Genomic DNA, 24054 nt, shown 5'->3' on the forward strand with positions numbered 1-24054 from the left:
TGTCACCGCCTTTCTGTCAGGGGAGGGTCCACTTCTGGTTGGCCCCGGCGTGGCAGGTCCACAGGTGTACCGCCGTGCCGTCGTTCCAGGTGCCGCCGGACGCGTCGAGGCACTTGGCGGACTGCGGATTGCGGACGGTGCCGTCCGCCTGCGGGGTCCACACCTGCGCCGCGGTGCCGTTGCACGTCCACAGCTGGATCCTCGTGCCGCCGGCGCTGCCGCCCCCGGAGACGTCCAGGCACTTGCCCAGGGCCCTCAGCGTGCCGTCCGAGACGGTCCAGGTCTGGGCGGTGCTGCCGTTGCAGGTCCACACCTGGATCTTGGTGCCGTCCGCGGTCTGCGCCCCGTCGACGTCCAGGCACTTGCTGTTGACCCCGCGTACGGGGCCGGAGCGCGTGGTCGTGGCGGGGGTGAGGGAGAACTCGTCGACGTCGAAGAGGGAGCCGGCGCCGCCCTTGAACACCAGGTACAACGTGGTCGAGCCGCTGGGCCTGTCGACGAGGGGCGTGGTCACGTCCTGGAAGGTCTCCCAGCCGCCGGTCACCGGCACGGTGGCGGTGCCGAGCAGGGTACCGGTCGTCGATCCGGCCCGGACCTCGATCGTCCCTCCGGTCCCGGCGGACGAGACCCGCGCGGTGAACTGGTTCGCGTTGCCCAGCGCGTACGGCTTGAACGAGATCCAGTCACCGTTCTCGATGTGGCCGACCGTCCTGCCGCCGTGCGCGGGGGCGTGGGAGACGACCTGGACGCCGGCCGAGTCGCCGTAGTGCTCCGCCTGGCGGTGGGAGGGCTGGATGACGTGCTGGTCGTGCGTGGTGAGCGCCGGCTGACCGCCCGCTCCCTTGTCGGTGTACTCGGCGTCGAGCACTCCGAAGAGGTTGGCGTCCGGGTCGTGCTCCCCGTCGGCCGACGTCTGCAGTGTGCCGGAGCAGCCGGTCGCCGAGGTCTGCGGGTGGCCGTGGCTGTCGTGCCCGATGATGAAACTGACCTTGACCTTGGAGCAGTCGACGGTGCCGTCCTCGGGGTCGGTGACCGTGACCCTGAAGGGGATCGCAGCGCCGAAGTCGTAGATGCTGCCGTCGGCCGGCAGGTCCAGTCGGACCGTGGGCGCGGTGTTGCCCACGGTGATCGGCACGGAGGCGGTGCCGGACCTGCCGGTGGAGTCGGTCACCGTGAGGGTCGCCGTGTACTGCCCGTTGGCGTTGTACGTGTGAGCCGGGTCGGCCGCCGTCGAGGTGCCGCCGTCGCCGAACCTCCAGGAGTAGCTGAGGGCGTCGCCGTCCGGGTCGGAGGTGCCCGCGGAGGAGAACGTCACGCTCAGCGGCGCCTTGCCCGAGGTCACGTTCGCCTTGGCCTGGGCAAGGGGCGCGCGGCCCCCGGTGATGTGCTCGATCCGGTAGAGGGCGGAGTTCTCGTCGCCGTTGAAGTAACCGGTGCCGTAGTCCAGGACGTACAGCGCGCCGTCAGGACCGAAGGCCATGTCCATCACCTGGGTGCCGGTCCAGGGGAAGGCGTTGATGGACTGGACCGTGCCGTCGCCGCCGCTCTCGATCCGCTTGATCCAGCGTCGGCCGAACTCGCCGGCGAAGTAGTCGCCGTCGAACTCCTGGGGGAACTTGACCTCCGAGGTGGAGGACGCGTCGTAGCGGTAGACGGGCCCGCCCATGGGTGACTCGGAGCCGCCTCCGAACTCCGGTACCGAGCCGCCGTTGTACGGGATCCAGGCGGGCTGGGCGGGCGGCAGGTCGGTGAGACCGGTGTTGCGGGGCGAGGTGTTCCTCGGTGCCGCGCAGTTGAACGCGGAGCCCGAGGTGCCGCCGGCGAAGTCGTGGTCCACGTAGGCGTCGTTCTTGCCGGTGCAGTACGGCCAGCCGTAGTTGCCGGCCTTGGTGATCCGGTTGAACTCGACCTGCCCCTCGGGGCCCCGTGCCGGGTTGGCCGAGCCCGCGTCGGGTCCGTAGTCACCCAGGTACACGATGCCCGTGGCCTTGTCGACGCTCATCCGGAACGGGTTGCGGAAGCCCATCGCGTAGATCTCGGGTCGCGTCCTGGCGGTGCCGGGCGCGAAGAGGTTGCCGCTCGGGACCGTGTAGGAGCCGTCGGCGTTGACCTTGATGCGCAGCACCTTGCCGCGCAGGTCGTCGGTGTTGCCGGAGGAGCGCTGGGCGTCGAAGGCCGGGTTGCGGTTCGCGCGCTCGTCGATCGGGGTGTAGCCGTCGGACTGGAACGGGTTGGTGTCGTCGCCCGTCGACAGGTACAGGTTGCCCGCACCGTCGAAGTCGATGTCGCCGCCGACGTGGCAGCACAGGCCGCGGGAGGCGGGGACGTCGAGGATCTTCTTCTCACTGGCGACGTCCAGCGTGCCGTCGGTCCTCAGGACGAAGCGGGAGAGCCGGTTGACGCCGTCGAACGGGGCGAAGTCGGCCGCGGTGCCCTCCGCGGGGGCGTCCCCGCCCGGTGTGCTCAACTTCGGGGCGTAGTACAGGTACACGTATCGGTTCGTGGCGAAGGCCGGGTCCGCCGCTATGCCCTGGAGGCCCTCTTCGTCGTGGGCGTAGACGTCGAGCTTGCCCGCCACCTTCGTGTTGCCGACCGCGTCGGTGAGGCGGACGGTGCCGTCGCGGGAGGTGTGCAGGACGGAGCGGTCGGGCAGGACCGCCAGCGTCATCGGCTCGCCCATCTCGGCCACGCCCTTGGCGAGGGTGACCTGCTGGAATTCCGGTGCCGCCGCCTTCGCGGGCCGGCCCGCGTCCTCCCCGGCGGCGCCCGCGGGGACGGCGGGCAGAACGAGACCGACGGTGCCTGCCACCGTCGGTACGAGCCAGCGAAGGAGTCTGCGTCTTAACGGGCTTGTGCGCACAGGTGCCTCCCGGAGGTGGGGGTAGCGACAGGGCCGAGCGGACCTGCCGTGGGAGTACGGGGCGCGCGCCGTCGCGCCATGACACACCGGCCGCGCTGTGTGACGGGCGTGTCACAAGGAAGTTAGCGGCGTTCGTTCCGGGACGTAAGTCCTTTTGTCCAAGATCTCGTTACTTCTTCCCGGGCGCGGACAAAGTGCCCCCACCGTTCACCACCGGAAAGTCCTGCCGCCCTGGCGCGCGCCTCCGGGCCGCTCGACCGACCGACCGCCAGAAGGTTGCCTCGCTGGACTGAGGTTTCCGTCACATCAGATGTGACCAGTTCCGCCCGGTTCCGTGTGGAGACTTTGCGAAGGACGCTGGTAATTTGAGAGCGCCGCGATACCCCGCGAGGTCGGGGAGGGGGAGTCAGGATTTGCGGCCGCTGCTGCGGCAACAACATCCCACCTCGTACGTCCGTACGGTCTGCCTGCGCGAGCAAGATGAAGTGCGGAGGGAGGCACATTCGTGGCCCAGGGAGGGCAGGGGGGACGCGATCAGGCCGGCGACGAGGAGCCTCTGGAGCCTGACGTCACCATGCAGTTGAAGGTCCCGCCACCACCACCGCGGCCCGCCGCGGACGAGACCATGCAACTGCGCGTACCCGAAGGCGGAATACCCGACGGGTCCGACATATCCGCGACTTCCGGTGTACCCGACGAGATATCCGATGATCCCGGCACGGACTCCGCCGCGTCCGGCATGTCCGGCAAGTCCACCCGTCGCCGCCGCAAAGCCCCCCGCCCCTCCCCCGCAGCCCGCCTCACCACGGTCCTCGGCCCCCGCTTCGCCGTCGCGCTCGGCTTCCTGGCCGCCCGCCTCGGCCCCCTCGCCACCCGCCTCAGCCCCTACGCCCGCCGACTGCGCCCGTTGTACCCCCGGCCGGGCCGCACCGGGTGGCGCCGCTGGATCCCCTCCTGGCGCCAGTCCGTCGGCGGCGTCCTCGCCTCCCTAGGGCTGAGCACGCTGTTCCTGGTCGTCGCCTATGCCGCCACCGACATCCCGGACAACCTCAACACCTACGCCACCCAGCAGGACAACGTGTACTTCTGGGCCGACGGCACCCCGATGGCCCGCACCGGCTGGGTGCAGCGGCAGGCGATGCCGCTGAAGGACGTCCCCGAGGACGTCCGCTGGGCGGTGCTCGCCGCCGAGAACGAGAGCTTCTACAGCGACCCCGGCATCTCCTTCAAGGGCATCACCCGCGCCCTGTTCCGCACCCTCGGCCGGGGCGACACCCAGGGCGGCTCGACCATCACCCAGCAGTACGTCAAGAACGTCTACCTCAACCAGGACCAGACGCTCACCCGCAAGGTCACCGAGGCGATGATCGCCCTCAAGCTGGACAACAGGATGAGCAAGGACGAGATCCTGGAGAGCTATCTCAACACCAGCTGGTTCGGCCGCGGCACCTACGGCATCCAGCGCGCCTCCCAGGCCTACTACGGCAAGGACGTCAGCGAACTCGACGCCAGCGAGGCAGCCTTCCTCTCGTCCCTGCTCAAGGGCGCCGGCCTGTACGACCCCACGCTCAGCCGGGCCAACCACGACCGGGCCGTGGAACGCTGGTCGTGGATCCTCGACCGCATGGTGGCGATCGGCAAGCTGTCGCCGCAGGAGCGCGCCAAGTACAAGACGTTCCCCGAGCCGCTGAAGAGCAACCCGTTGTACGACACCGGCGAGCAGAGCGACTACCTGGTCGAACTCGCCTCGCAGTACGCCAAGAAGACCGCGCGCATCTCGGACAAGGACTTCGACCTCGGCGGCTACCAGATCTACACGACCTTCGAGAAGCACCGCGAGGCGCAGCTCACCGAAGCCGTCACCAAGGCCCGCGAGCAGGCCAAGAAGGATCACCCGAAGCTTGCCGGGACCGCCCACTACGGCGCCGCCTCCATCGCCTCGGACGGCCGGATCCTCGCCGTCTACGGCGGCCCCGACCACCGTACGCAGGGATACAACGAGTCCAACGCCACCACCGTGCCCGCCGGTTCGGCGTTCCTGCCGTTCGTCTACGCCGCCGGTCTGGAGCACGGGGTGCGCAAGTCCCGCGACGGCGAGGTCACGAAGGTGACCGGGGAGTCCCTCTACAACGGCGACGACGGCGTGCCCGTCACTACGCCCGAGGGCCCGTACTGGGACCGCAGCGGCCGCAAGGTCGCCGCGCGCAACGACGACGGCAAGTCCTACGGGCAGATCTCCCTGCACCAGGCGCTCGCGCAGTCCGTCAACACTCCGTTCATGCAGCTGGGCATGGACACCGGTCTGGAGAAGGTGCGCTCCACCGCCGAGGCCGCCGGGCTGCTGTCCTCCAGCATCGGCGCCCAGGTGCCCGCCCTGTCCACCGGCAGCTCCACGCCCAGCGCCATCCGCATGGCCAGTGGCTACGCCACCTTCGTCGCCGACGGCATGCACACCGAGCCCTACTCGGTGCGCAGGATCACCCACAACGGCGACAAGGTCGCCCTCACCGCGGCGCCCGACCGCCGCGCCATGAGCGCCGAAACCGCCCGCGAGGTCCAGTCCGCCCTCACCGACGCCTTCCGCACCGCCCACCCTGAGGCCGCTCCCGCCGACGCCGAGGTCGCCGGAAAGGTGGGCACGACCGAGGACGACACCGCCGCCTGGTACGTCGGCAGCGCCAAGAAGGTGGCCACGGCGGTCGTCGTCTACCGCATCGATCTGAAGAAGAGCCTCGAACCCCTGCCGCTCCAGGGCCTGGACGGGACGGAATCCGCAACCGAGAGTGTCCCGTACGGCATCTGGTCACGTGCCATGAGTCCGCTCGACTGACCACCGGAGCGACCGGCACCGCCCAGCCCCTGTCCCCGAGAGATTGAGCCGCAAGATGAAACAGCCGTCGGGCCGCCGCCGCAAGGCCCGAGCTTCCCGCCGTCCCGCCGCCCGTCCGGGTTTCATCACCCTGGCGGCGTTCCTCGTCGTGACCTCCCTGGTCGCGGGATACCTGGTGCTCTCCCGCACCGGCAACACCGCCGCGACCGCCTCGGCCAACGACCAGAACCGGCAGAACGCGGGCGCACGGGCGACCGAGGAGCCGTGGGACGGCAAGACCAAGGTGATCGGCGACGGCTCCACGTCCTACACCGGCCCGCAGAAGGACCAGTTGAAGCCGGTACCGCTCAAGCCCGGCGAGAAGCCGCCCCAGTTCGTGGTCTTCTCCTGGGACGGCGCCCTCCAGGGTGACGACGAGCTGTTCTCGCACTACCGGAAGATGGCCAAGGAGTACAACGCCCACATGACCTTCTTCCTCACGGGCATCTACCTGGTGCCCAAGAGCAAGAAGGACCTCTACTCCCCGCCGCAGCACGACAAGGGGACCGCGGCGATCAGCTTCCCCACCGACGAGCACATACGCACCACGCTGGAGCAGCTCGGCGGCGCCTGGGAGGACGGCAACGAGATCGGCACCCACTTCAACGGCCACTTCTGCGGCGCGCGGGGCGGCGGCGACTGGAGTGTCGCGGAGTGGAAGAGCGAGATCGACCAGTTCTTCGGCTTCGTGGAGAAGTGGAAGACCAACACGGGGTACACGGACCTCGACCCGCTGCCCTTCGACATCAAGAAGGCGGTCACCGGCGGCCGCGCGCCCTGTCTGGAGGGCCAGGAGAACCTGCTGAAGGCGGCCAAGGACTACGGCTGGCGCTACGACGCCAGCTCCGCGGGCGACTTCCAGATCTGGCCGACGAAGAAGAACGGCATCTGGGACTTTCCGCTCCAGATGCTCCCGTACGAGGGCGGCAAGTACCAGGGCCTGTCCATGGACTTCAACTTCCTCTACAACCAGTCCGACGGTGAGACCGACGGCGACCCGGCCATGTACCCGCAGTGGCAGCAGGAGACCGTCGACGCGTACATGGCCGGCTTCAACCGCGTCTACTTCGGCAGCCGGGCACCGCTGTTCATCGGCAACCACTTCGAGGAGTGGAACGGCCGCATCTACATGAACGCCGTCGACGAGGTCATCAAGACCGTCTGCACCAAGAAGGACGTCAAGTGCGTCTCCTTCCAGGAGCTCGCCGCCTGGATGGACGCGCAGAAGCCGGCCACGCTGGAGCGGCTGCGCAGCCTCGACCCGGCGCAGTCCCCGGACTGGTCCACGGTCGTGCAGTGACCGCCGCCGCCCGGCGGGGCGGGCGGGGATGACAGTCCGGTAACTCCCGCCCCGTCAGGGGTGCAACCCCCTTCACACCGGCCACACACGCCATGCAAGGATGCCGCTTACCTCGGCATACCTCGCCGGGGGAAGAGGGGAACTTCAGTGAAGTCAAGGAAATTGAGCCGTACGCGGCGTCGCGCGTCGATACTCACGGCGGCCGCCGCCTCGGTCGCCGCGGGCGCGGCGCTGCTGCCCAACTGGAGCGCGGGCGCGTCCGCCCCGGCCGAGCCCGAGGTGGACGCCAGGACGAAGGCCACGTTCCAGCGTCTGGCCGACGCGGTCTTCACCGACCGCACCAACGCCCTGGTCGAAGAGCCCGGCAAGGGCGAGAAGCCGCTGATCGACCGTTTCTCCGGTGAGGTCGCGGTCTCCTCCGGGACCGCGCGCACCGAGGACAACGCCGTGGACCAGCTCGGCGACCGCAAGGACGGACTCGCCCGGCTCGGCGAGAAGTACAGCGCGGCGAACACCTCCGTCACCCTGAACCAGACCAGCGTCAAGGGCCGCAACGCCGTCGTCAAGGTCACCGAGACCACGACGCTGACGTACGAGAAGGTCCGCGGCGACGAGCCGAAGACGACCGGGTTCCAGGCGCACCACCAGCTGACCTTCAAGGCGGACCGGGACGGCAACTGGCGGCTGACGGGCATCCGGGAGTCCGACGACGGCGGTCTCGCGATCAACCAGACGGCCACGCCGAGCGTCGCGGCCGCCACCAAGGCCAAGGCGGGCAACACGACGCCGTCGGCCCCGCGTGCGGCCACCACGCGGCCCGCGCCGTCCAACCCGAAGAACTTCACCGCGAGCGGCTACGACTACAAGGCGATGGCCGCCTACGCGGAGAAGTACTGGAGCAACTACAACCCGGCCTACCCGAACTTCAACGGGCAGGGCGCGGGCGGTGACTGCACCAACTTCGTCAGCCAGTCCCTGAAGGCGGGCGGCTGGAAGCACGTGCCCGGCTACGTGTACGACTACACCCGGTGGTTCGGCACCGCCGACATCCAGTCGCACTCGTTCGTCGGCGTCAACGAGTGGTCCTGGTTCGCGCAGAACTCCAAGCGCGTCACCAGCCTCGCCAACGTCTACCAGATGGACGTCGGCGATGTGCTCCAGGTCGACTTCGACAAGGACGGGTCCAAGGACCACACGATGATCGTCACGTACCGCAGCCAGCAGGGTGTGCCGTACCTGACGTACCACTCGACCAACACGTACCGCCGGTCGGTGGCGAGCGTCATCGCGTCGTACCCGAACGCCGCGTACTACGCCTACCGCACCTGATCGGCGTCGTGCGCCCGCTTCCGCCGCCCCGGCCTTCTCCTGGCCGGGGCGGCGGTCTGCGTCGGGGCCTTGAGGACCACACGCTCGACGCGGGCCGGCCGAACGGCCGGCGGCGGGCCGCACGCGGTCGTGGTCAGGCAGCGCGGAGCGCCTCGATGCCGTACTCCCAGAGCCGGTCCGCGGCCTCCGGGTCCAGCGCGTGGGCGGCCACACCTCCGGGCCGGTCCTCGGCGCCCCGGACGGTCCGCGCCTCCTGGTTGTCCTCGAAGTAGCGGCCGGTGACGCCCTTCAGCAGAGGTGAGGCGGCCAGCAGGACGGAGGTGGCGGCCCCCTGCTCGGGAGTCTTGTAGTACGGCAGCGGCTTCACGTTGCCCTCGCCGTCCATCACGCCGAACGCGCGCATGGTGTCGTCGTCGAGGTGCCGCTGCAGGCCGGTGAGGATGTATCCGGGGTTGAGCGCGTTGGCCGTGATCCCGTCGGCCGCCCAGCGGCGGGCTCCCACCGCGAACAGGACGTCGGCGGACTTGGACTGCCCGTAGGCCGCCCAGGGGTCGTACGGCCGGCGCGCGAAGTGCGGATCCTCGAAGTCGAACGGCACGCCGAGATGGGCGCCGGAGCTGACGACGACGATGCGGGCGGTGCCGGCGTCCCGCAGAGCCGCGTACAGGCCGGTGGCCAGGGCGAAGTGGCCGAGGTAGTTGGTCGCCAGCTGCATCTCCCAGCCGCCCGGGGTCAGAGTCCGGGTCGGAAGGGCCATGATCCCGGCGTTCGCGACGAGGATGTCCAAGGGCCCCCGCCAGGCTCGCGCGAAGGCGTCGACCGAGGCCGGATCGGACAGATCGAGGGCCTCAACGCGCACCCGGCCCCCGCCGCCGGCGGCGGCCAGCTCCTTGACGAGCGGTTCGGCGGACCCCGGGCGGCGGGTGGCGACCGTGACCTCCGCGCCGGCGGCGGCCAGGGCCCGGACGGTCTCGGCGCCGATGCCCGAGGCACCGCCGGTCACCACGGCACGCACACCGGTGAGATCCACGCCGTCGATCACCTCCTGCGCGCGGGCGTGGGAGGGGAAGGGAGTGGTCAGAAGGGCGGAGTCGGTCCGTGCGTGCCTGTCGGCCTGGGGATTCGTCGTCATACGTTCACGCTACGACGAGCGGACTGGACGCTCTATGATCGAGAGTCTCTCCTTCTTTAGTCACCGTCCGAACTGGGGGTGGTCATGGATCCGCTTGAGGATGTGCTGACCCTGCTGGAGACGCGCAGTCGTCTGTCCTCGGGTCTCACGGCGGGCGGACGCTGGGCCGTGCGGTTCGACGCCCCCGAAGCGGTGAAGTTCAATGCCGTCCGGCGCGGCTCCTGCCTGCTGGAGGTCGACGGGATCGACGAGCCGATCGAACTGGCCGAGGGCGACTGCTACCTGCTCACACAGCAGCGCCCCTTCACGCTGCGCAGCGATCCGGAGGCCGATCCCGTCCATGCCGGCACCGTGTTCGCCCGGGCCGGGGGCGGCATCGCCAGGGCGGGCCGGGGCGACGACGTGTATCTCATCGGCGGCGCCTTCTCCTTCGGGACCCGCGCACAGGAGCTGCTGCTCGACAGGCTCCCGCCGGTCGTGCACGTACCGGCCGGCACCCGGCACGCGGAGACCGTGCAATGGGCGCTGACCTCGATCGACCAGGAGCTGACGCATCAGCCGATGGGTTCCGCCCTGGTGGCGGAACACCTCGCCTTCGTCATGCTCGTCCATGTGCTGCGGCTGCACCTCGCGCGCGAGCCGCATGCGGTGTCCGGGTGGCTGGCGGGGCTCAGGGATCCCGTGGTCGCCACGGCGCTGACCTCGCTGCACAGCGATCCGGCGCGGCCCTGGACCGTGGCCGAACTGGCGGGCGCCGCCGCGGTGTCCCGGTCCACTTTGGCGTCCCGCTTCAAGGCCACGGTCGGCCAGGGACCGCTGGAGTACCTCACGCGGTGGCGCATCGAACTCGCGGCCCGGCAGCTGCGACAAGGCGGTGCGACCCTCGCCTCCATCGCCCACTCAGTGGGATACGGCTCCGAAAGCGCCCTCAGCGTCGCCTTCAAGAGGGTCCTGGGAATGTCCCCGGGCGACTACCGCAGGCACCCGACGACGCCCTGACGCCGTCGAGGTGCGGCTCAGCCCGGGGCGAGGACACAGCGCGTCTGCCCGGAACCGGCCGACCGCGTACGCGTTGGGTCACGTCTCCTCCTCCATCCGGATCGCCGACTTCAGGTCCTCGAACGCCTTCTCCCTGTCGCCTACGTTGGACTCGATGAGGGCGGTGGCGATGGCGTCCAGCTTGCGCTGGATCGCCCGCTCCGCCCGTTGCTCGGAGTTCTTCAGCAGCGCGAGCAGCAGCAGGGTCACGGCCGTCATGCACTCACCGGCGAAGACCTTCCACTCCAGAGCGACGCTCGACAGATGGGTGAACACCACTCCGGCGACCAGGGCCAGACAGAGGATGTAGAACAAGGGCGAGCTGGTGAACAACGAGGCCGCCTCGGCGAATCGTTCGAACGGTCCACGCTTGCCACCGCCACGATCGGCAGGGTGTTGCAATGCCATGCCGCCACCTTCCCTCGAAGTTCGGAGTGCACTTTCTTGCCGAAGCGGCAACCGGACTCGCGCCCGGCCGGCCGCCCCAGAAGGATCACCGTGCAGCGCCCTCGGCCGGAGCGCGGCAGCAGCGACACCGGCCGTCCCATCGGCTCCCCGGGAGGATCCATGCCCCACACGAACGCCGCCGAGCTCACGCACCGCCTGCTGCCCTCCCCCGCCGGCCGGATCCATCTGGTCGAGCAGGGCAGCGGTCCGCTGGTCCTGCTCGTACACGGCTTCCCGGAGTCCTGGTACTCATGGCGCCACCAGTTGCCCGCCCTGGCCGCGGCCGGCTACCGAGCGGTCGCCGTGGACGTCCGCGGTTACGGACGCTCCTCCCGGCCCGAGGCGGTGGACGCGTACCGGATGCACCACCTGGTGGAGGACAACGCCGCGGTGGTGCACGCCCTGGGCGAGCGGACCGCGGTGGTCGTCGGCCACGACTGGGGCGCCGCCATCGCCGCGAACTCGGCACTGATGCGCCCCGACGTCTTCCGCGCGGTCGGCCTGCTCAGCGTGCCCTACGCCCCGCGCGGCGGGCCCAGGCCCAGCGAGGTCTTCACCCAGCTCGGCGGGCCGGACCAGGAGTTCTACGTCTCCTACTTCCAGCGGCCCGGCCGTGCGGAGGCGGAGATCGAGCCCGACGTGCGCGGCTGGCTCGCGGGCATCTACGCCGCCCTGTCCGCCGACACCATGCCCGCGCCCGGCGCGCCGGACCCGCACTTCCTCAGCCGCGGCGGACGCCTGCGCGACCGGTTCCCGGCGGCCCGGCTGCCGTCCTGGCTGAGCGAACGCGACCTGGACTTCTACGCCGAGGAGTTCGAGCGGACCGGTATGGCAGGGGCGCTGGCCCGCTACCGCAACATGGACCGCGACTGGGAGGACCTCGCCGACTACGACGGCGCCCCGATCACCCAGCCGTCGCTGTTCGTGGGCGGCGCCCAGGACGCCTCCACCACCTGGCTCGCCGACGCGGTCCAGGCGTACCCCACGACTCTGCCCGGCCTGGTCGCCTCGCACATCCTGGAGGGCTGCGGTCACTGGATCCAGCAGGAACGCCCTCAGGAGATCAACCGGCTCCTGGTCGAGTGGCTCGCGTCGCTGCCCGCCTGACGCGACGCGGCGTCAGGGCCGGGGCGCGCCGGACTTCCGGGTGAGGCGCCGGCGCAGGGTGCCGGCGAAGTCCTCCGCGCGCGCCAGTTGCGTCCGCAGATCCGCGACACGCTGCTGCGCGGCTTCCTCGAAGCCGCGCAGCCGCTCCAGGAGTTCCTCCCGCTCCCCGGTGGGCACGTCGTCGACGTCGAGGCGGTCGGTGGCGGCCAGCAGCTCGCGCATCTGCTCCAGGGTGAAACCCAGCGGCTTCATACGGCGGATGACCATCAGGCGCGCGACATCCGACTCGGTGTACAGACGGAAGCCGCCCTGGGAGCGGGCGGAGGGGACGACGAGGCCCGTCTCCTCGTAGTGCCGGATGGTGCGCAGGGACAGTTCGGTGCGCGCGGCGACCTCCCCGATCTGCATGTGCTTGTCGTCCATGTCCTGCCCCTGGCCTCCGGTCGTTCCGGCGGGCCCGGCCCCCGCGGACCCCACCCGTCTCTACCCTAACGTTAGGGTAGAGTCACCGGAGGTGAGGGCCTCATCGGCGCTGCCCTCCCTCGTGTGTGTGAAGGGCCCCCGCCCGCCACCGCCCCCCTCTCGCCCCGGCCCGCCCTGCCCCGGGGTTGCACCCGACCCCGACAGGTAGCGTCTCCCTTGTCTTCTTCGTCCCCCCTGCCTTCCTCGTCCTCCCCGTCCTCCTCGCCCCTGCTCCCACCCGCCGCGCGGCTGCGCGGACTGCGCCCGGACTGGCTGCGCGACCCGAAGGTCTGGCGCACCGAGGTGCTGGCCGGGCTGGTCGTGGCGCTCGCGCTGATCCCGGAGGCGATCTCCTTCTCGATCATCGCCGGGGTCGATCCCGCGATCGGGCTGTTCGCCTCGTTCACCATGGCCGTCACCATCGCGGTCGTCGGTGGCCGACGAGCGATGATCTCCGCCGCCACCGGTGCCGTCGCACTGGTGATCGCGCCCCTGAACCGTGAGCACGGGCTCGGTCATCTGGTCGCCGCGGTGATCCTCGCGGGCGTCTTCCAGGTGATCCTCGGCGCGGTGGGCGTCGCGAAGCTGATGCGGTTCATTCCGCGCTCGGTGATGGTGGGCTTCGTCAACTCGCTGGCCATTCTCATCTTCCTGGCACAGGTACCCGAGCTGACCGACGTGCCCTGGCCGGTGTATCCGCTGGTCGCTGCCGGGCTGGCGTTGATGGTGCTCTTCCCGAGGGTGACCACCACGGTCCCGGCGCCCCTCGTGTCGATCGTGATCCTCACCGTCGTCACGGTGGCGGCCGGCATCGCGGTGCCCACCGTGGGCGACAAGGGCGAACTGCCCTCCTCGCTGCCGATGCCCGGACTGCCGGACGTGCCGTTCACCGTGGACACCCTGACGACCGTCGCCCCGTACGCCTTCGCGATGGCGCTGGTCGGGCTGATGGAGTCGCTGATGACGGCGAAGCTCGTCGACGACATCACCGACACGCAGTCGAACAAGACGCGGGAGTCGATCGGGCAGGGCATCGCCAACATCGTGACCGGCTTCTTCGGCGGCATGGGCGGCTGCGCCATGATCGGCCAGACAATGATCAACGTGAAGGTCTCCGGTGCCCGTACCCGCCTGTCCACGTTCCTCGCCGGGGCCTTCCTGATGGTGCTGTGCATCGTCTTCGGTCCGATCGTGTCCGACATCCCCATGGGCGCCCTGGTCGCGGTGATGGTCATGGTGTCGTTCGCGACCTTCGACTGGCACTCCGTCGCGCCCAGGACGCTGAAGCGGATGCCGGCCGGCGAGATCGCGGTCATGGTGATCACCGTCGCGGTCGTGGTCGCGACCCACAACCTCGCCATCGGTGTCGTCGTCGGCTCGGTCACGGCGATGGTGGTCTTCGCCCGGCGGGTCGCCCATTTCGCCGAGGTCACGGCCGTCGTCGACCCCGACGGCAGGACGGCCGTGTATCGCGTGACGGGCGCGCTGTTCTTCGCCTCCTCCAACGACCTGGTCCAGCAGTTCAACTACAAGGACGACCCGGAGCGGATCGTCATCGACCTGTCCGCTGCCCATGTCTGGGACGCCTCGTCCGTCGCGGCGCTGGACGCCGTCGAGACCAGGTACGCGCGGCGCGGCAAGGTCGTCGAGATCACCGGCCTGAACGAGCCCAGCGCCCGCATCCACGGCGAGCTCACCGGCGAGCTCACCGGCGGGCACTGACACCCGATCGGTTGCCGATCCGCGGGATCGCGTTTCCCGTACAGGGGCGGGTGGGCACTCGTGCGCACGTCCGGACCCGCACGGGAGGCAGGAGGCCGACGTGACCGACCCACAGCACACTCGCCAGAACCCGGTGACCCAGCACCCGACGCCGGAGTTCCCGGCGCAGGATCAACCCCACCCGGGCTGGACCGGCCCGATGGACCCACCCCCGGACCACGGTGAGGAGTCCTACCGCGGCGCCGGTCGCCTGGCGGATCGCAGGGCCGTCATCACGGGCGGGGACTCCGGCATCGGGCGGGCGGTTGCGCTCGCCTTCGCCCGCGAGGGCGCGGACGTGCTGTTCACCCACCTGCCGGAGGAGGAGAACGAGGCGCGCGAGACGTCCCGGCTGGTCGAGGACGCCGGCCGCAAGGCGGTCGCGGTCGCCTGCGACATCCGCGACGAGGAGAACTGCCGGGCGCTGATCGAGCGGGCGGTCGCCGAGTTCGGCCGGATCGACGTACTGGTGAACAACGCCGCCTACCAGATGTCGCAGCCGGACGGCATCGAGGCCGTCACGACCGAGCAGTTCGACCGGGTCATGCGCACCAACCTGTACGGGATGTTCTGGCTGACGAAGTTCGCCGTGCCCCACATCCCGGAGGGCGGCAGTGTCATCAACTCCACGTCCGTGCAGGCGTACAAGCCCAGCCCCCACCTGCTGGACTACGCGATGACCAAGGGCGCGATCGTGACCTTCACCCAGGGCCTGGCCCAGATGCTCGTGGAGCGTGGGATCCGGGTGAACGCGGTTGCGCCGGGGCCGGTGTGGACGCCCCTGATCCCCGCGACGCTGCCCGACACGGCGGAGTTCGGCAAGCAGAGCCCGCTGGGCCGCCCGGCGCAACCGGCCGAGTTGGCACCGGCGTACGTCTTTCTGGCCTCCCAGGAGGCGAGCTTCGTCACTGCGGAGATCCTCAACGCCACGGGCGGCACACCGCTGCCCTAGGCAGGGCACCGAGGACCTGCCGCAGGACTCACTCGCGATGCGTCACCTCACTCCTCGTGCGCCTGCTCCCGCCCCGCGCGCAGATGCTCGTCGCACCAGTGCCGGGCGGTGCCCGCGACGTCCTCCAGCGCCCCGGGTTCCGCGAACAGGTGGCCGGCGCCGGGCACGACATGAATGGCGTGCGGGGCGTCCAGACGACCGGCCGCCTCCCGGTTGAGCCGCAGCACCTCATGGTCCTCACCCCCGACGATCAGCAGCACCGGCGCCCGTACGGCACCCAGCGCCTCGCCCGCCAGGTCGGGCCGTCCGCCCCGCGACACCACGGTCAGCACACGGTCCGGGCGTTCGGCGGCCGCGACCAGGGCGGCAGCGGCACCGGTGCTGGCGCCGAAGACGACGATCGGGAGCCTCTGGGCGTCGGGCTGCGTGTCCAGCCAGTCGATGGCGGCGACCAGCCGGCGGCCCAGGAACGGGATGTCGAACCGGTGCTCGCCCGTCAGCGCGTCATGCCGTTCCTCCCGTTCACTGAGCAGATCCATCAGCAGCGTGCCCATCCCGGCCGCGCGCAGCTCGGCGGCGACCATCCGGTTGCGCGGGCTGTGCCGGGAACTGCCGCTGCCGTGCGCGAACAACACCACCGCGTGCGCGGACGCCGGGACGACGAGGTCGCCCGGGAGCATCGCGCTGTCGGTGGGCACCAGAACCATGTCGGAAATCATCGACATCAACTTCTTCCCCGGCCCGCCGGCCCTGCGAATCGATGCATCGACTTCTCTCCCCTCGCGTACCCTCCCTGACGCCGCACCAGCCGAACCAGGTCACCAAAAGGTCTCTCCGTCCCGGAAAAGTGCGTTCACCCATGTCAGCGCACGCTCTGCTACGGATTCGGCCTGGCAAAGAGAGAGCGCAGCGCTCCTGAGACGAGGAGGCCCGCAGCATGCTCCTGTTCACCTTCGGTAAGGGATTGGCTATATTGAGTTACTACCATTCCGCGATCGAAAGCGGTTGAGCATGGCGGTGGCACAGAGGACCGACATCGCTGCGGAGGAGCCGCTCGCTCTGCCGGTCAATTCGCACAACGAGTGGGACCCGCTGGAGGAGATCATCGTCGGCCGCCTGGAGGGCGCGACGATTCCTTCCGGACATCCGGTCGTGACCTGCAACATTCCGCCCTGGGCGGCGCGGTTCCAGCGGCTCGCGGCCGGTTTCAAGTATCCGGACGTCCTGATCGAGCGGGCGCAGCAGGAGCTCGATCAGTTCATCGCCCTCCTGGAGTCGCTCGACGTCACGGTCAAGCGTCCGGACGCCGTGGACCACAAGCGGCGCTACGGCACTCCCGACTGGTCGTCACGGGGATTCTGCAACACCTGCCCGCGCGACAGCATGCTGGTGATCGGCGACGAGATCATCGAGACGCCGATGGCATGGCCGTGCAGGTACTTCGAGACCCACTCCTACCGCGCGATCCTCAAGGACTACTTCCGGCGAGGCGCGCGCTGGACGGCGGCACCGAAGCCGCAGCTCACCGACGAACTCTTCGAGCCCGGCTTCCGCATCCCCGAGGCCGGCGAGCCGATGCGGTACATCCTCACCGAGTTCGAGCCGGTGTTCGACGCGGCGGATTTCGTGCGCGCGGGACGGGACCTTTTCGTGACCCGGAGCAACGTCACCAACCGGATGGGCATCGACTGGCTGCGCCGCCATCTCGGCCCCGCCTACCGCGTCCACGAGATCGAGAGCCGCTGCCGCACGCCCATGCACATCGACACGACGTTCGTGCTGTTGGCGCCCGGCAAGGCACTGGTCAACCCCGAGTACGTCGACGTCGACCGGCTGCCCGACGTCCTGCGCTCGTGGGACATCCTGATCGCCCCCGAGCCCGCGCCGATCGACGACCGCCTGCTGAAGATCGCGTCGATGTGCGGCAAGTGGCTGAGCATGAACGTGCTCATGGTCGACGAGAAGCGGGTCATCGCCGAGCGCCATCACACGGACATGCTGCGGGCGCTGGAGAAGTGGGGCTTCGAGCCGATCCCGTGCGACCTGCTGCACTACGCGCCGTTCGGCGGCTCGTTCCACTGCGCGACGCTCGACGTCCGCCGCCGCGGCACGCTGGAGTCGTACTTCTCCTGACGGAAGAAATCCAGAAAAACCTGAGCGGCGATGTCGAGAACCCGCGACCTGCTCCGTCCCCGAGGTGAACGCGACCACAATGGGCCGCGCCATCACCTGGGAGAACCACCATGACCAAGTACCTGCTGCTCAAGCACTACCGTGGCGCTCCGGCCGCGGTCAACGACGTACGCATGGACCAGTGGACGCCGGAGGAGATCTCGGCACACGTGCAGTACATGCAGGACTTCGCGGACCGGCTGGAGAAGACCGGCGAGTCCCTGACGGGTCGGCGCGGGCCGGTCCGCCATGGGCCCGGCGCCCCGGTGGTCAGTCCCGCGGGCGGGTCGTGGTGAAGCGTCTGCGGTAGTCGGTCGGGGTCGTGCCCAGGTGGCGGGCGAAGGCGCGGCGGAGGGTCTCGTCGCTGCCGAGTCCGCTGCGGTGCGCCGCCGCCGTCACGCCGTGCCCGTCGAGGAGGAGTTGCTGCGCGCGGTCGAGACGGACCCGCTCGACCCAGCGGGCCGGGGTGGTGTTCAGTTCGGCCTGGAACAGCCGGGTCAGGTGCCGGGTGCTGACGGCGGCGGCCGCGGCCATCGCGGGCAGGCTGTGGTCGGCGGCGGGGTCGGCGAGCACGGACGCGGTCAGCGAGCGCAGCAGGCCGCTGCGCGCCGGCGGGGTCGCCAGTGCCGTGGAGAACTGCGACTGCCCGCCGGGGCGCTGCATGAAGACGACCAGTTCGCGTGCGGCCTCCCGCGCCGCGTCCGCCCCGTGGTCGTCCTCGACCAGCGCGAGGGCCAGATCGATGCCCGCGCTGATGCCGGCGGACGTGACGTACCGGCCGTCCCGGACATGGAGGGCGTCCGGCTCGACCCGCACCCGGGGGTAGCGGCGGGCCAGCGTCCTGGCGTGGCGCCAGTGCGTGGTCGCCCTGCGTCCGTCGAGCAGGCCCAGCTCGGCGAGGACGAAGGCGCCGCTGCAGACCGACGCGACCCGCGACGCCCGCTCGGCGAGGGTCGCCGCGGCCGCCAGCAGCTCCTGCCCCGCGGACTCGTCCGCGAGCCGGTCGGCCCCGGCGACCACGAGCGTGTCGACGGGACCGGCGTCGGCCGCCGCCGTGGTCCCGGCAAGCGCCAGACCCGAGGCGGTCGTGACGTCACCGCCGCGTGGGGAGACGAGGAGCGGCGTGTAGGGACGGCCGAGCCGTCGCGCCTGGTACAGCACCTCCACGGGGCCGCTGACGTCGAGCAGGGTGACTCCGTCGAACGCGAGGAAGGCAACCCGGGTCATGTCGGAATCTGTGGGTTGTGCGGCAGCAGGGACATGGCACCAGGTTAGGCCACCGGGCGACGCTGAGGGAGGTCACCGAAAATGCGAGAAAGAGCGGAAGGGCCGACACCATGAGTGAATCGATCGCGGGCGTGCAGATCCCGGACAGCACACTGGCGCGGGAGGCGACGGAGCTGGTGCGCGACGTGGCCCCGCCCCTGCTGTTCGACCACTCCCGGCGGGTCTTCCTGTTCGGGGCGCTGCGCGGCTGGAGGCAGCGGCTCCACTTCGACCCCGAACTGCTCTACGTGGGGGCGATGTTCCACGACCTGGGCCTGACCGAGCGCTACCGCCGCACCGACCAGCGGTTCGAGATCGACGGCGCCGACGAGGCCCGGCGGTTCCTCGACGCCCACGGCATCACCGGCGAGCCCGCCGACCGGGTCTGGACGGCCATCGCCCTGCACACCACCCCGGAGATACCGCTGCACATGGCGCCGGAGATCGCCCTGGTCACCCGCGGCGTGGAGCTCGACGTCCTGGGCATCGGCTACCACACCGTCTCCGAGGAGCAGCGGGCTGCGATCGTGGCGGCCCACCCCCGCCCGGACTTCAAGAACCGGATCCTCGCCGCCTTCACCGAGGGCATCCAGGACCGCCCGGAGACGACCTTCGGGAACGTCAAGGCGGACGTGCTGGCCCACTTCTTCCCCGGCTTCGTCCGCGGCGACTTCGTGGAGGTCATCAAGAACTCCGACTGGCGCGAGTGACCAGAGAGCATCCGGTTCGTTCCGGTTTGCCCTCTGGTGCACGCGCGTAGACCTCGGGCACGATGCGGTCTGCTCCACCTGCACAGCCACCCCCCACAGGACTCATGGCCCCGCGCAGGAAGGTTCCCCATGCAGACCGTCCAGCCCATGAAGGCTCTCAAGGTCCGATCCGTGCTGACCGCACTCGCGCTCGTCGTCGCTCCCGGCGTCGCGGTCGTCGGCACCGCCAGTTCGGCGCATGCCGCGACCAAGATCAGTCACGCCACCGCGACCTCGATGTTCCGGCAGTCCGGCATCACCTGGTCGTCCTCCGGAGGCTGCTCCGACCGCAACAACCCGACCTGTACGTCCTTCGACCAGCTCAACCTCGCCAGCGCCCAGGGCGCCCAGACGCTCAAGCAGGCGAGCGGCTGCGCGCTGAACATCACCGGCGGTACGGAGACGGGGCACGCCTCGGGGACGTACTCGCACTGGAACGGCTACAAGCTCGACTACAGCAAGTACACGTGCGTCGACAACTACATCAAGAACACCTTCACCTACATCGGCCCGCGGGGCGACGGCGCCCTCCAGTGGCGGTCCGGCTCCGGCAACATCTACGCCGACGAGGGCAACCACTGGGACGTCACCTACTACAACTGCGGCGGCTGCTGAGCCGTCGGCGGCAGGCATCGCAGGACTGGGCGGCCGTCGTGAGACGGCCGCCCGGTCGCGTCAGGCCCTCGCCGGTGCCGGGCCGACCAGTTCCGACAACACGTCCTCCATGGTCACGAAGCCGAGGACCGCGCCCTTCTCGCCGGTCACCGCGGCCAGGTGGCTGCCGTCGGCGCGCAGGGCGGTGAGGGTGTCGTCCAGCGGGGTGTCGATGCGGACCCGCGTGACCCGGTGCAGCGCCTCGCGCGGGAACGGGCGGTCGCGGTCGGTGACGCCGAGGGTGTCCTTGATGTGCAGGTAACCCAGCACGCCGCCGTTCGGTCCGGTCACCGGGAAGCGGGAGAATCCCGCCTGTGCCGCGACCCGCTCCAGCTCGTCCGGCGTGACCGTGTGGCCCACCGTGCGCATCCGCGGCACGGGGACGAGGATCTCGCCCACGGGGCGGGTGCCCAGCTCCAGCGCGTCGCGCAGCCGCTCCCCGTCGGCCGGCGACAGCAGCCCGGCCTCGCTGGAGTCGACGACCATACGGGCCAGCTGGTCGTCGGTGAAGACCGACTCGACCTCGTTCTTCGGTTCGACCCGCAGCAGCTTCAGCAGGGCGTTGGCGAAGGCGTTGATGCCGAAGACCACCGGGCGCAGGGCGCGGGTGAGGGCGACGAGCGGCGGGCCGAGCAGCAGGGCGGTCGGGACCGGTGCCGCCAGGGCGATGTTCTTCGGGACCATCTCGCCGATCAGCATGTGCAGATACGTCGCCACGGTGAGCGCGATCACGAACGCGATCGGATGCACCAGGCCGTGCGGGATGTGGGCCGCCTCGAAGGCGGGCTCCATCAGGTGCGCGATGGCGGGTTCGGCGACCGCGCCCAGCACCAGCGAGGAGACGGTGATGCCGAGCTGGGCGGTGGCCATCATCGCGGAGAGGTGCTGGAGCGCCCACATCGTCATCCGGGCCCGGGTGTTCCCGGCGTTGGCGTGCGGCTCGATCTGGCTGCGCCGGACGGAGATCAGGGCGAACTCCGCGCCGACGAAGAAGGCGTTGGTCAACAGGGTCAGCGCGCCGATCGCGAGTTGCAGCACGGTCATCGGGACACCTCCCCCTTGAGCTCCTGCGTCGCGGCCGTCCGGGCCGGGACCTGGGCGGGCCCGAGGATGCGGACGCGGTCGGCGCGGTGGTGCTCGACGTCGAGCACGTCCAGGTGCCAGCCGTCGTCCAGGTCCAGGACGTCGCCCTTGGCGGGGATGCGCGCGAGGCGGTTGGCGACCAGGCCGGCCACGGTCTCGTACGGCCCCTCGGGGGCCGTCAGGCCTATCCCGGCCAGTTGGTCCAGACGGACGGAGCCGTCCGCCTCCCACGCGGCGCGGCCGTCCGCGGTCTGCGGGGTGGGCAGCAGGTCGGGCACCTCGACGGGGTCGTGCTCGTCGCGGACCTCGCCGACGACCTCCTCGACGATGTCCTCCATCGTCGCCACGCCCGCCGTGCCGCCGTACTCGTCGATGACCACGGCCATGGTGCGGGTGGCGCGCAGCCGCACCAGGAGCCGGTCGGCGGTGAGGCTGTCGGGCACCAGCAGGGGGGCGGTGGCCAGGTCGGTGACCGGTGTGACCGCGCGCCTCTCCGGCGGCAGCGCGAGCACGTCACGGATGTGGACGGTGCCGATGACGTCGTCCAGCCCGGCGCGGTAGACCGGGAAGCGGGACAGGCCGGTGGCGTGGGTGAGGTTCGCGGCGTCCGCGGCCGTGGCCCGTGCCTCCAGAGCCTTGACGTCGACCCGCGGCGTCATGACGTTCTCCGCGGTCAGCTCGCCGAGGTGCAGGGTCCGTACGAAGAGTTCCGCGGAGTCCGCCTCCAGGGCACCCTCGGCGGCCGAGTGCTGGGCGAGCGCGACCAGCTCCTCGGGGCTGCGGGCGGAGGCCAGCTCCTCGGCGGGCTCCAGGCCCAGGCGGCGGACGAAACGGTTCGCCGTGTTGTTCAGGTGGCGGATGAACGGGCCGAAGGCGGCCGTGAAGCCGCGCTGCGGGCCGGCCACCACCTTGGCGACGGCCAGCGGCCGGGAGATCGCCCAGTTCTTGGGCACCAGCTCACCGATCACCATCAGCGCCACGGTGGACACGACCACGCCCAGCACGGTGGCGACGGGGGACGCGGCGCCGCCGAGGCCGATCGCCACCAGCGGCCCGCGCAGCAGCACCGCGAGCGACGGCTCGGCGAGCATGCCGATCACCAGGGAGGTGACGGTGATGCCGAGCTGGGCGCCGGAGAGCTGGACCGTCAGGCGGCGTACGGCCTTCAGCGCGCCCTCCGCCCCACGCTCGCCGGCGGTGGCGGCCCGCTCCAGGTCACCGCGCTCGACGGTGGTCAGGGAGAACTCGGCGGCGACGAACACCGCGCAGGCCAGTGTCAGGAGGAGGGCCAGCAGGAGCAGCAGGACCTCGGTCACCGTGCCACCCCCGTTCCCTCACAGTCGTGGCGTGGGTGGGGCTTGGCACGGCTGGTACTGGGAGGCTCACCCATTGCGGGTCCCTGGCTCCTTTTCGGTCTGTCGGTTCGGGAGGGCGTCGGCACCCTGACCCCATGGTAAAGGACAAGCAAAGCAGGCTGGTCAAGTCTCCGCACGCAGCGATTCCACGGCGTTCTCGGACGTTCCCGCGCCGCGGGCCGTGACACCGCCTGCGGCGCCATGGGCCACTTTATGCTTCTACTCGCTTGTAGAGAACGGCCGGGCCCTCCCGGTTGTTCCGTCACGGAGCCCGGCCGGTGCGGCCGGCGGCAGCGGTCGCCCCGTCCACCCGGCGCCGGCGACGCCCCGGCCGGCGTCAGAGCGGTGTCGCCGCGTGCAGGATGAAGATCAGCGTCACCGCGGAGTTGGCGGACGACATCGCGGAGACGGCCGTCCCGGCTGCGGCCGTCCACGCGGCCACCCCCACCGCGGTGAACGCGGAGGGCCAGGTGCGCGTCGCGGGAGCGGGCCCCAGCAGCGCCGCGACCCGGCGCGGCACCGGACCGGGTGCGGCGAGGCCCGCGAGGGTGGGGAGCCGCGTACCTCGTGAGGCCAGGGCCGCCCTGCCGATCGCGCGCGCCACGGTCCGGCGGTCGCCCACCTCGCGGGCTGCCTCCTCGTCCGCCCACCGCTCCGTCGTGTACGACACCGCCGTGCGCAGCGGACGCAGGAAGGGGTTGGCGCGCGCGGCCAGTTGGGTGACGAGCAGCAACCGGTGATGACGTGCGGCCAGGTGGGCCCGCTCGTGGGCGAACAGGGCGCGCCGTTCGGCGGGGCGCAGGACGCGCAGCAGTGCCGTGGTGACCACGATCCGGTCGTGGGCGCCGCCGGGCAGGGCGTACGCGTAGGGCGTGTCGTCGGGCAGTACCGCGACCTTCGTGGTGGGCAGGCCGGCCAAGGCGCGGTGCGCGCGGCGGCGTGTCCGCCGGTGGCGCCACAGCGTGCCGCCGCACGCCACGGCGACGGCCAGCAGCGCGGGGATGGCCGCCTTGCCGGCCACCTCGTCGTAGGGGACGGCCTCGCGGACCTCCGGGTCGGACCAGCCGTCCGGCAGCGGGTTGCCGGGCAGTTGAGCGGTGCCGACCACCATGAGCAGACCCAGGCACAGCGTGCTGCACGAGGCCATGACGCCGCCCATCACCGTCAGCAACCGGGTGGCGAGGCGCGGGTGGAGGTGGTGCTCGGCGAGCCGCGCGATCGGCCACGCGGTGAGCGGCAGCACCAGTGGCAGAAAGACGAACACCCCCATGCGGCTTCAGTCTTCCCCTTCGTCCTTCGCCCGCTCCAGCAGGTCCCGCAGCAGCCGCTCGTCCTCCGGTTCGAGGGCGGTGACGAAGCTCGCGAGCACGGCCTCGCGGTCCTGCTCGCCGTCCAGCACCTTGCACATCTTCCGGGCCGCGAGCCCCGCGCCGTCCGAGGCCGGCGTCCAGGCGAACGACCGCCCGGCGCGTTCACGGGTCACCGCGCCCTTGGCCAGCAGCCGGGTCAGGATCGTGA

Annotated in this window: 21 protein-coding genes; 11 read left to right on the forward strand and 10 right to left on the reverse strand. The window is 70.6% G+C overall.

The genetic code is table 11. The annotated features are described in order from the left end of the window. Positions 1-16: 16 nt before the first annotated feature. Positions 17-2785, reverse strand: a complete 2769-nt coding sequence (locus AB0O67_RS08240; protein WP_365447500.1) for a PQQ-dependent sugar dehydrogenase — start codon at positions 2783-2785, stop codon at positions 17-19. A 649-nt stretch (positions 2786-3434) separates the two neighbouring features. Between AB0O67_RS08240 and AB0O67_RS08245 the strand changes: the two genes are divergently transcribed. From AB0O67_RS08245 to AB0O67_RS08255, 3 genes are all read left to right on the forward strand, one after another. After that, a complete protein-coding gene (locus AB0O67_RS08245) occupies positions 3435-5690 on the forward strand; it encodes a transglycosylase domain-containing protein (RefSeq protein WP_365447502.1) in 2256 nt (751 codons plus the stop codon). Positions 5691-5745: 55 nt separating this feature from the next. Continuing rightward, a complete protein-coding gene (locus AB0O67_RS08250; RefSeq protein ID WP_365447456.1) occupies positions 5746-7029 on the forward strand; it encodes a hypothetical protein in 1284 nt (427 codons plus the stop codon). A gap of 162 nt (positions 7030-7191) precedes the next feature. Next, positions 7192-8358, forward strand: a complete 1167-nt coding sequence (locus AB0O67_RS08255) for an amidase domain-containing protein (protein WP_365447458.1) — start codon at positions 7192-7194, stop codon at positions 8356-8358. 133 nt (positions 8359-8491) lie between these two features. On the opposite strand, the gene AB0O67_RS08260 is transcribed toward AB0O67_RS08255, so the two are convergent. Further along, the gene (locus AB0O67_RS08260; RefSeq protein WP_365447460.1) at positions 8492-9490 is read right to left on the reverse strand and encodes an SDR family NAD(P)-dependent oxidoreductase; all 999 of its coding nucleotides are present in this window, start codon (positions 9488-9490) and stop codon (positions 8492-8494) included. Between the two features lie 84 nt (positions 9491-9574). On the opposite strand from AB0O67_RS08260, the gene AB0O67_RS08265 reads away from it, so the two are divergent. Further along, positions 9575-10489: an AraC family transcriptional regulator gene (locus AB0O67_RS08265; RefSeq protein ID WP_365447462.1), complete on the forward strand. Its 915-nt coding sequence runs from the start codon at positions 9575-9577 to the stop codon at positions 10487-10489. A gap of 78 nt (positions 10490-10567) precedes the next feature. Here AB0O67_RS08265 and AB0O67_RS08270 read toward each other — a convergent pair whose 3' ends face one another. After that, positions 10568-10936 carry a hypothetical protein gene (locus tag AB0O67_RS08270; protein WP_365447464.1) on the reverse strand — a complete coding sequence of 123 codons (369 nt, stop codon included), beginning with the start codon at positions 10934-10936 and terminating at the stop codon, positions 10568-10570. 159 nt (positions 10937-11095) lie between these two features. Between AB0O67_RS08270 and AB0O67_RS08275 the strand changes: the two genes are divergently transcribed. Continuing rightward, positions 11096-12082 carry an alpha/beta hydrolase gene (locus tag AB0O67_RS08275; RefSeq protein WP_365447466.1) on the forward strand — a complete coding sequence of 329 codons (987 nt, stop codon included), beginning with the start codon at positions 11096-11098 and terminating at the stop codon, positions 12080-12082. 12 nt (positions 12083-12094) lie between these two features. Here the strand turns inward: AB0O67_RS08275 and AB0O67_RS08280 are convergent, their stop codons facing one another. Next, positions 12095-12505: a MerR family transcriptional regulator gene (locus tag AB0O67_RS08280; protein ID WP_365447468.1), complete on the reverse strand. Its 411-nt coding sequence runs from the start codon at positions 12503-12505 to the stop codon at positions 12095-12097. A gap of 216 nt (positions 12506-12721) precedes the next feature. Here AB0O67_RS08280 and AB0O67_RS08285 point away from each other — a divergent pair, with 216 nt between their 5' ends. Both AB0O67_RS08285 and AB0O67_RS08290 read left to right on the forward strand, forming a co-directional pair. Beyond that, positions 12722-14266, forward strand: a complete 1545-nt coding sequence (locus AB0O67_RS08285) for a SulP family inorganic anion transporter (RefSeq protein WP_365447470.1) — start codon at positions 12722-12724, stop codon at positions 14264-14266. Between the two features lie 100 nt (positions 14267-14366). Next, the gene (locus AB0O67_RS08290; protein WP_365447472.1) at positions 14367-15257 is read left to right on the forward strand and encodes an SDR family oxidoreductase; all 891 of its coding nucleotides are present in this window, start codon (positions 14367-14369) and stop codon (positions 15255-15257) included. A 47-nt stretch (positions 15258-15304) separates the two neighbouring features. On the opposite strand, the gene AB0O67_RS08295 is transcribed toward AB0O67_RS08290, so the two are convergent. Next, entirely contained in the window at positions 15305-15976 is a 672-nt protein-coding gene (locus tag AB0O67_RS08295) for a dienelactone hydrolase family protein (RefSeq protein ID WP_365447504.1), read from the reverse strand. 292 nt (positions 15977-16268) lie between these two features. On the opposite strand from AB0O67_RS08295, the gene AB0O67_RS08300 reads away from it, so the two are divergent. Next, on the forward strand, positions 16269-17390 hold the full coding sequence (locus AB0O67_RS08300; protein WP_365447474.1) for an amidinotransferase: 1122 nt from the start codon (positions 16269-16271) through the stop codon (positions 17388-17390). Between the two features lie 110 nt (positions 17391-17500). After that, positions 17501-17725, forward strand: a complete 225-nt coding sequence (locus AB0O67_RS08305) for a hypothetical protein (RefSeq protein WP_365447506.1) — start codon at positions 17501-17503, stop codon at positions 17723-17725. On the opposite strand, the gene AB0O67_RS08310 is transcribed toward AB0O67_RS08305, so the two are convergent. Next, entirely contained in the window at positions 17700-18656 is a 957-nt protein-coding gene (locus AB0O67_RS08310) for a helix-turn-helix domain-containing protein (RefSeq protein WP_365447476.1), read from the reverse strand. The two genes, AB0O67_RS08305 and AB0O67_RS08310, sit on opposite strands and share 26 nt — an antisense overlap. 110 nt (positions 18657-18766) lie before the next feature. On the opposite strand from AB0O67_RS08310, the gene AB0O67_RS08315 reads away from it, so the two are divergent. Both AB0O67_RS08315 and AB0O67_RS08320 read left to right on the forward strand, forming a co-directional pair. Next, positions 18767-19405: an HD domain-containing protein gene (locus AB0O67_RS08315; protein WP_365447478.1), complete on the forward strand. Its 639-nt coding sequence runs from the start codon at positions 18767-18769 to the stop codon at positions 19403-19405. Between the two features lie 129 nt (positions 19406-19534). Then, positions 19535-20059: a hypothetical protein gene (locus AB0O67_RS08320; protein WP_365447480.1), complete on the forward strand. Its 525-nt coding sequence runs from the start codon at positions 19535-19537 to the stop codon at positions 20057-20059. Between the two features lie 60 nt (positions 20060-20119). On the opposite strand, the gene AB0O67_RS08325 is transcribed toward AB0O67_RS08320, so the two are convergent. The 4 genes from AB0O67_RS08325 to AB0O67_RS08340 all read right to left on the reverse strand — a co-directional run. After that, on the reverse strand, positions 20120-21142 hold the full coding sequence (locus AB0O67_RS08325; protein ID WP_365447482.1) for a hemolysin family protein: 1023 nt from the start codon (positions 21140-21142) through the stop codon (positions 20120-20122). Continuing rightward, positions 21139-22497, reverse strand: coding sequence for a hemolysin family protein (locus AB0O67_RS08330; RefSeq protein WP_365447484.1), 1359 nt, complete (start codon positions 22495-22497; stop codon positions 21139-21141). The genes AB0O67_RS08325 and AB0O67_RS08330 overlap by 4 nt, the downstream gene beginning before the upstream one ends. Positions 22498-22873: 376 nt before the next feature. After that, positions 22874-23806, reverse strand: a complete 933-nt coding sequence (locus tag AB0O67_RS08335; RefSeq protein WP_365447486.1) for a M56 family metallopeptidase — start codon at positions 23804-23806, stop codon at positions 22874-22876. Positions 23807-23812: 6 nt separating this feature from the next. Continuing rightward, positions 23813-24054: BlaI/MecI/CopY family transcriptional regulator (locus AB0O67_RS08340; RefSeq protein ID WP_365447488.1), on the reverse strand; the 242-nt coding region annotated here is incomplete at its 5' end.

The sequence above is a fragment of the Streptomyces sp. NPDC086077 genome (genome assembly GCF_040686175.1).
GTDB lineage: Bacteria > Actinomycetota > Actinomycetes > Streptomycetales > Streptomycetaceae > Streptomyces.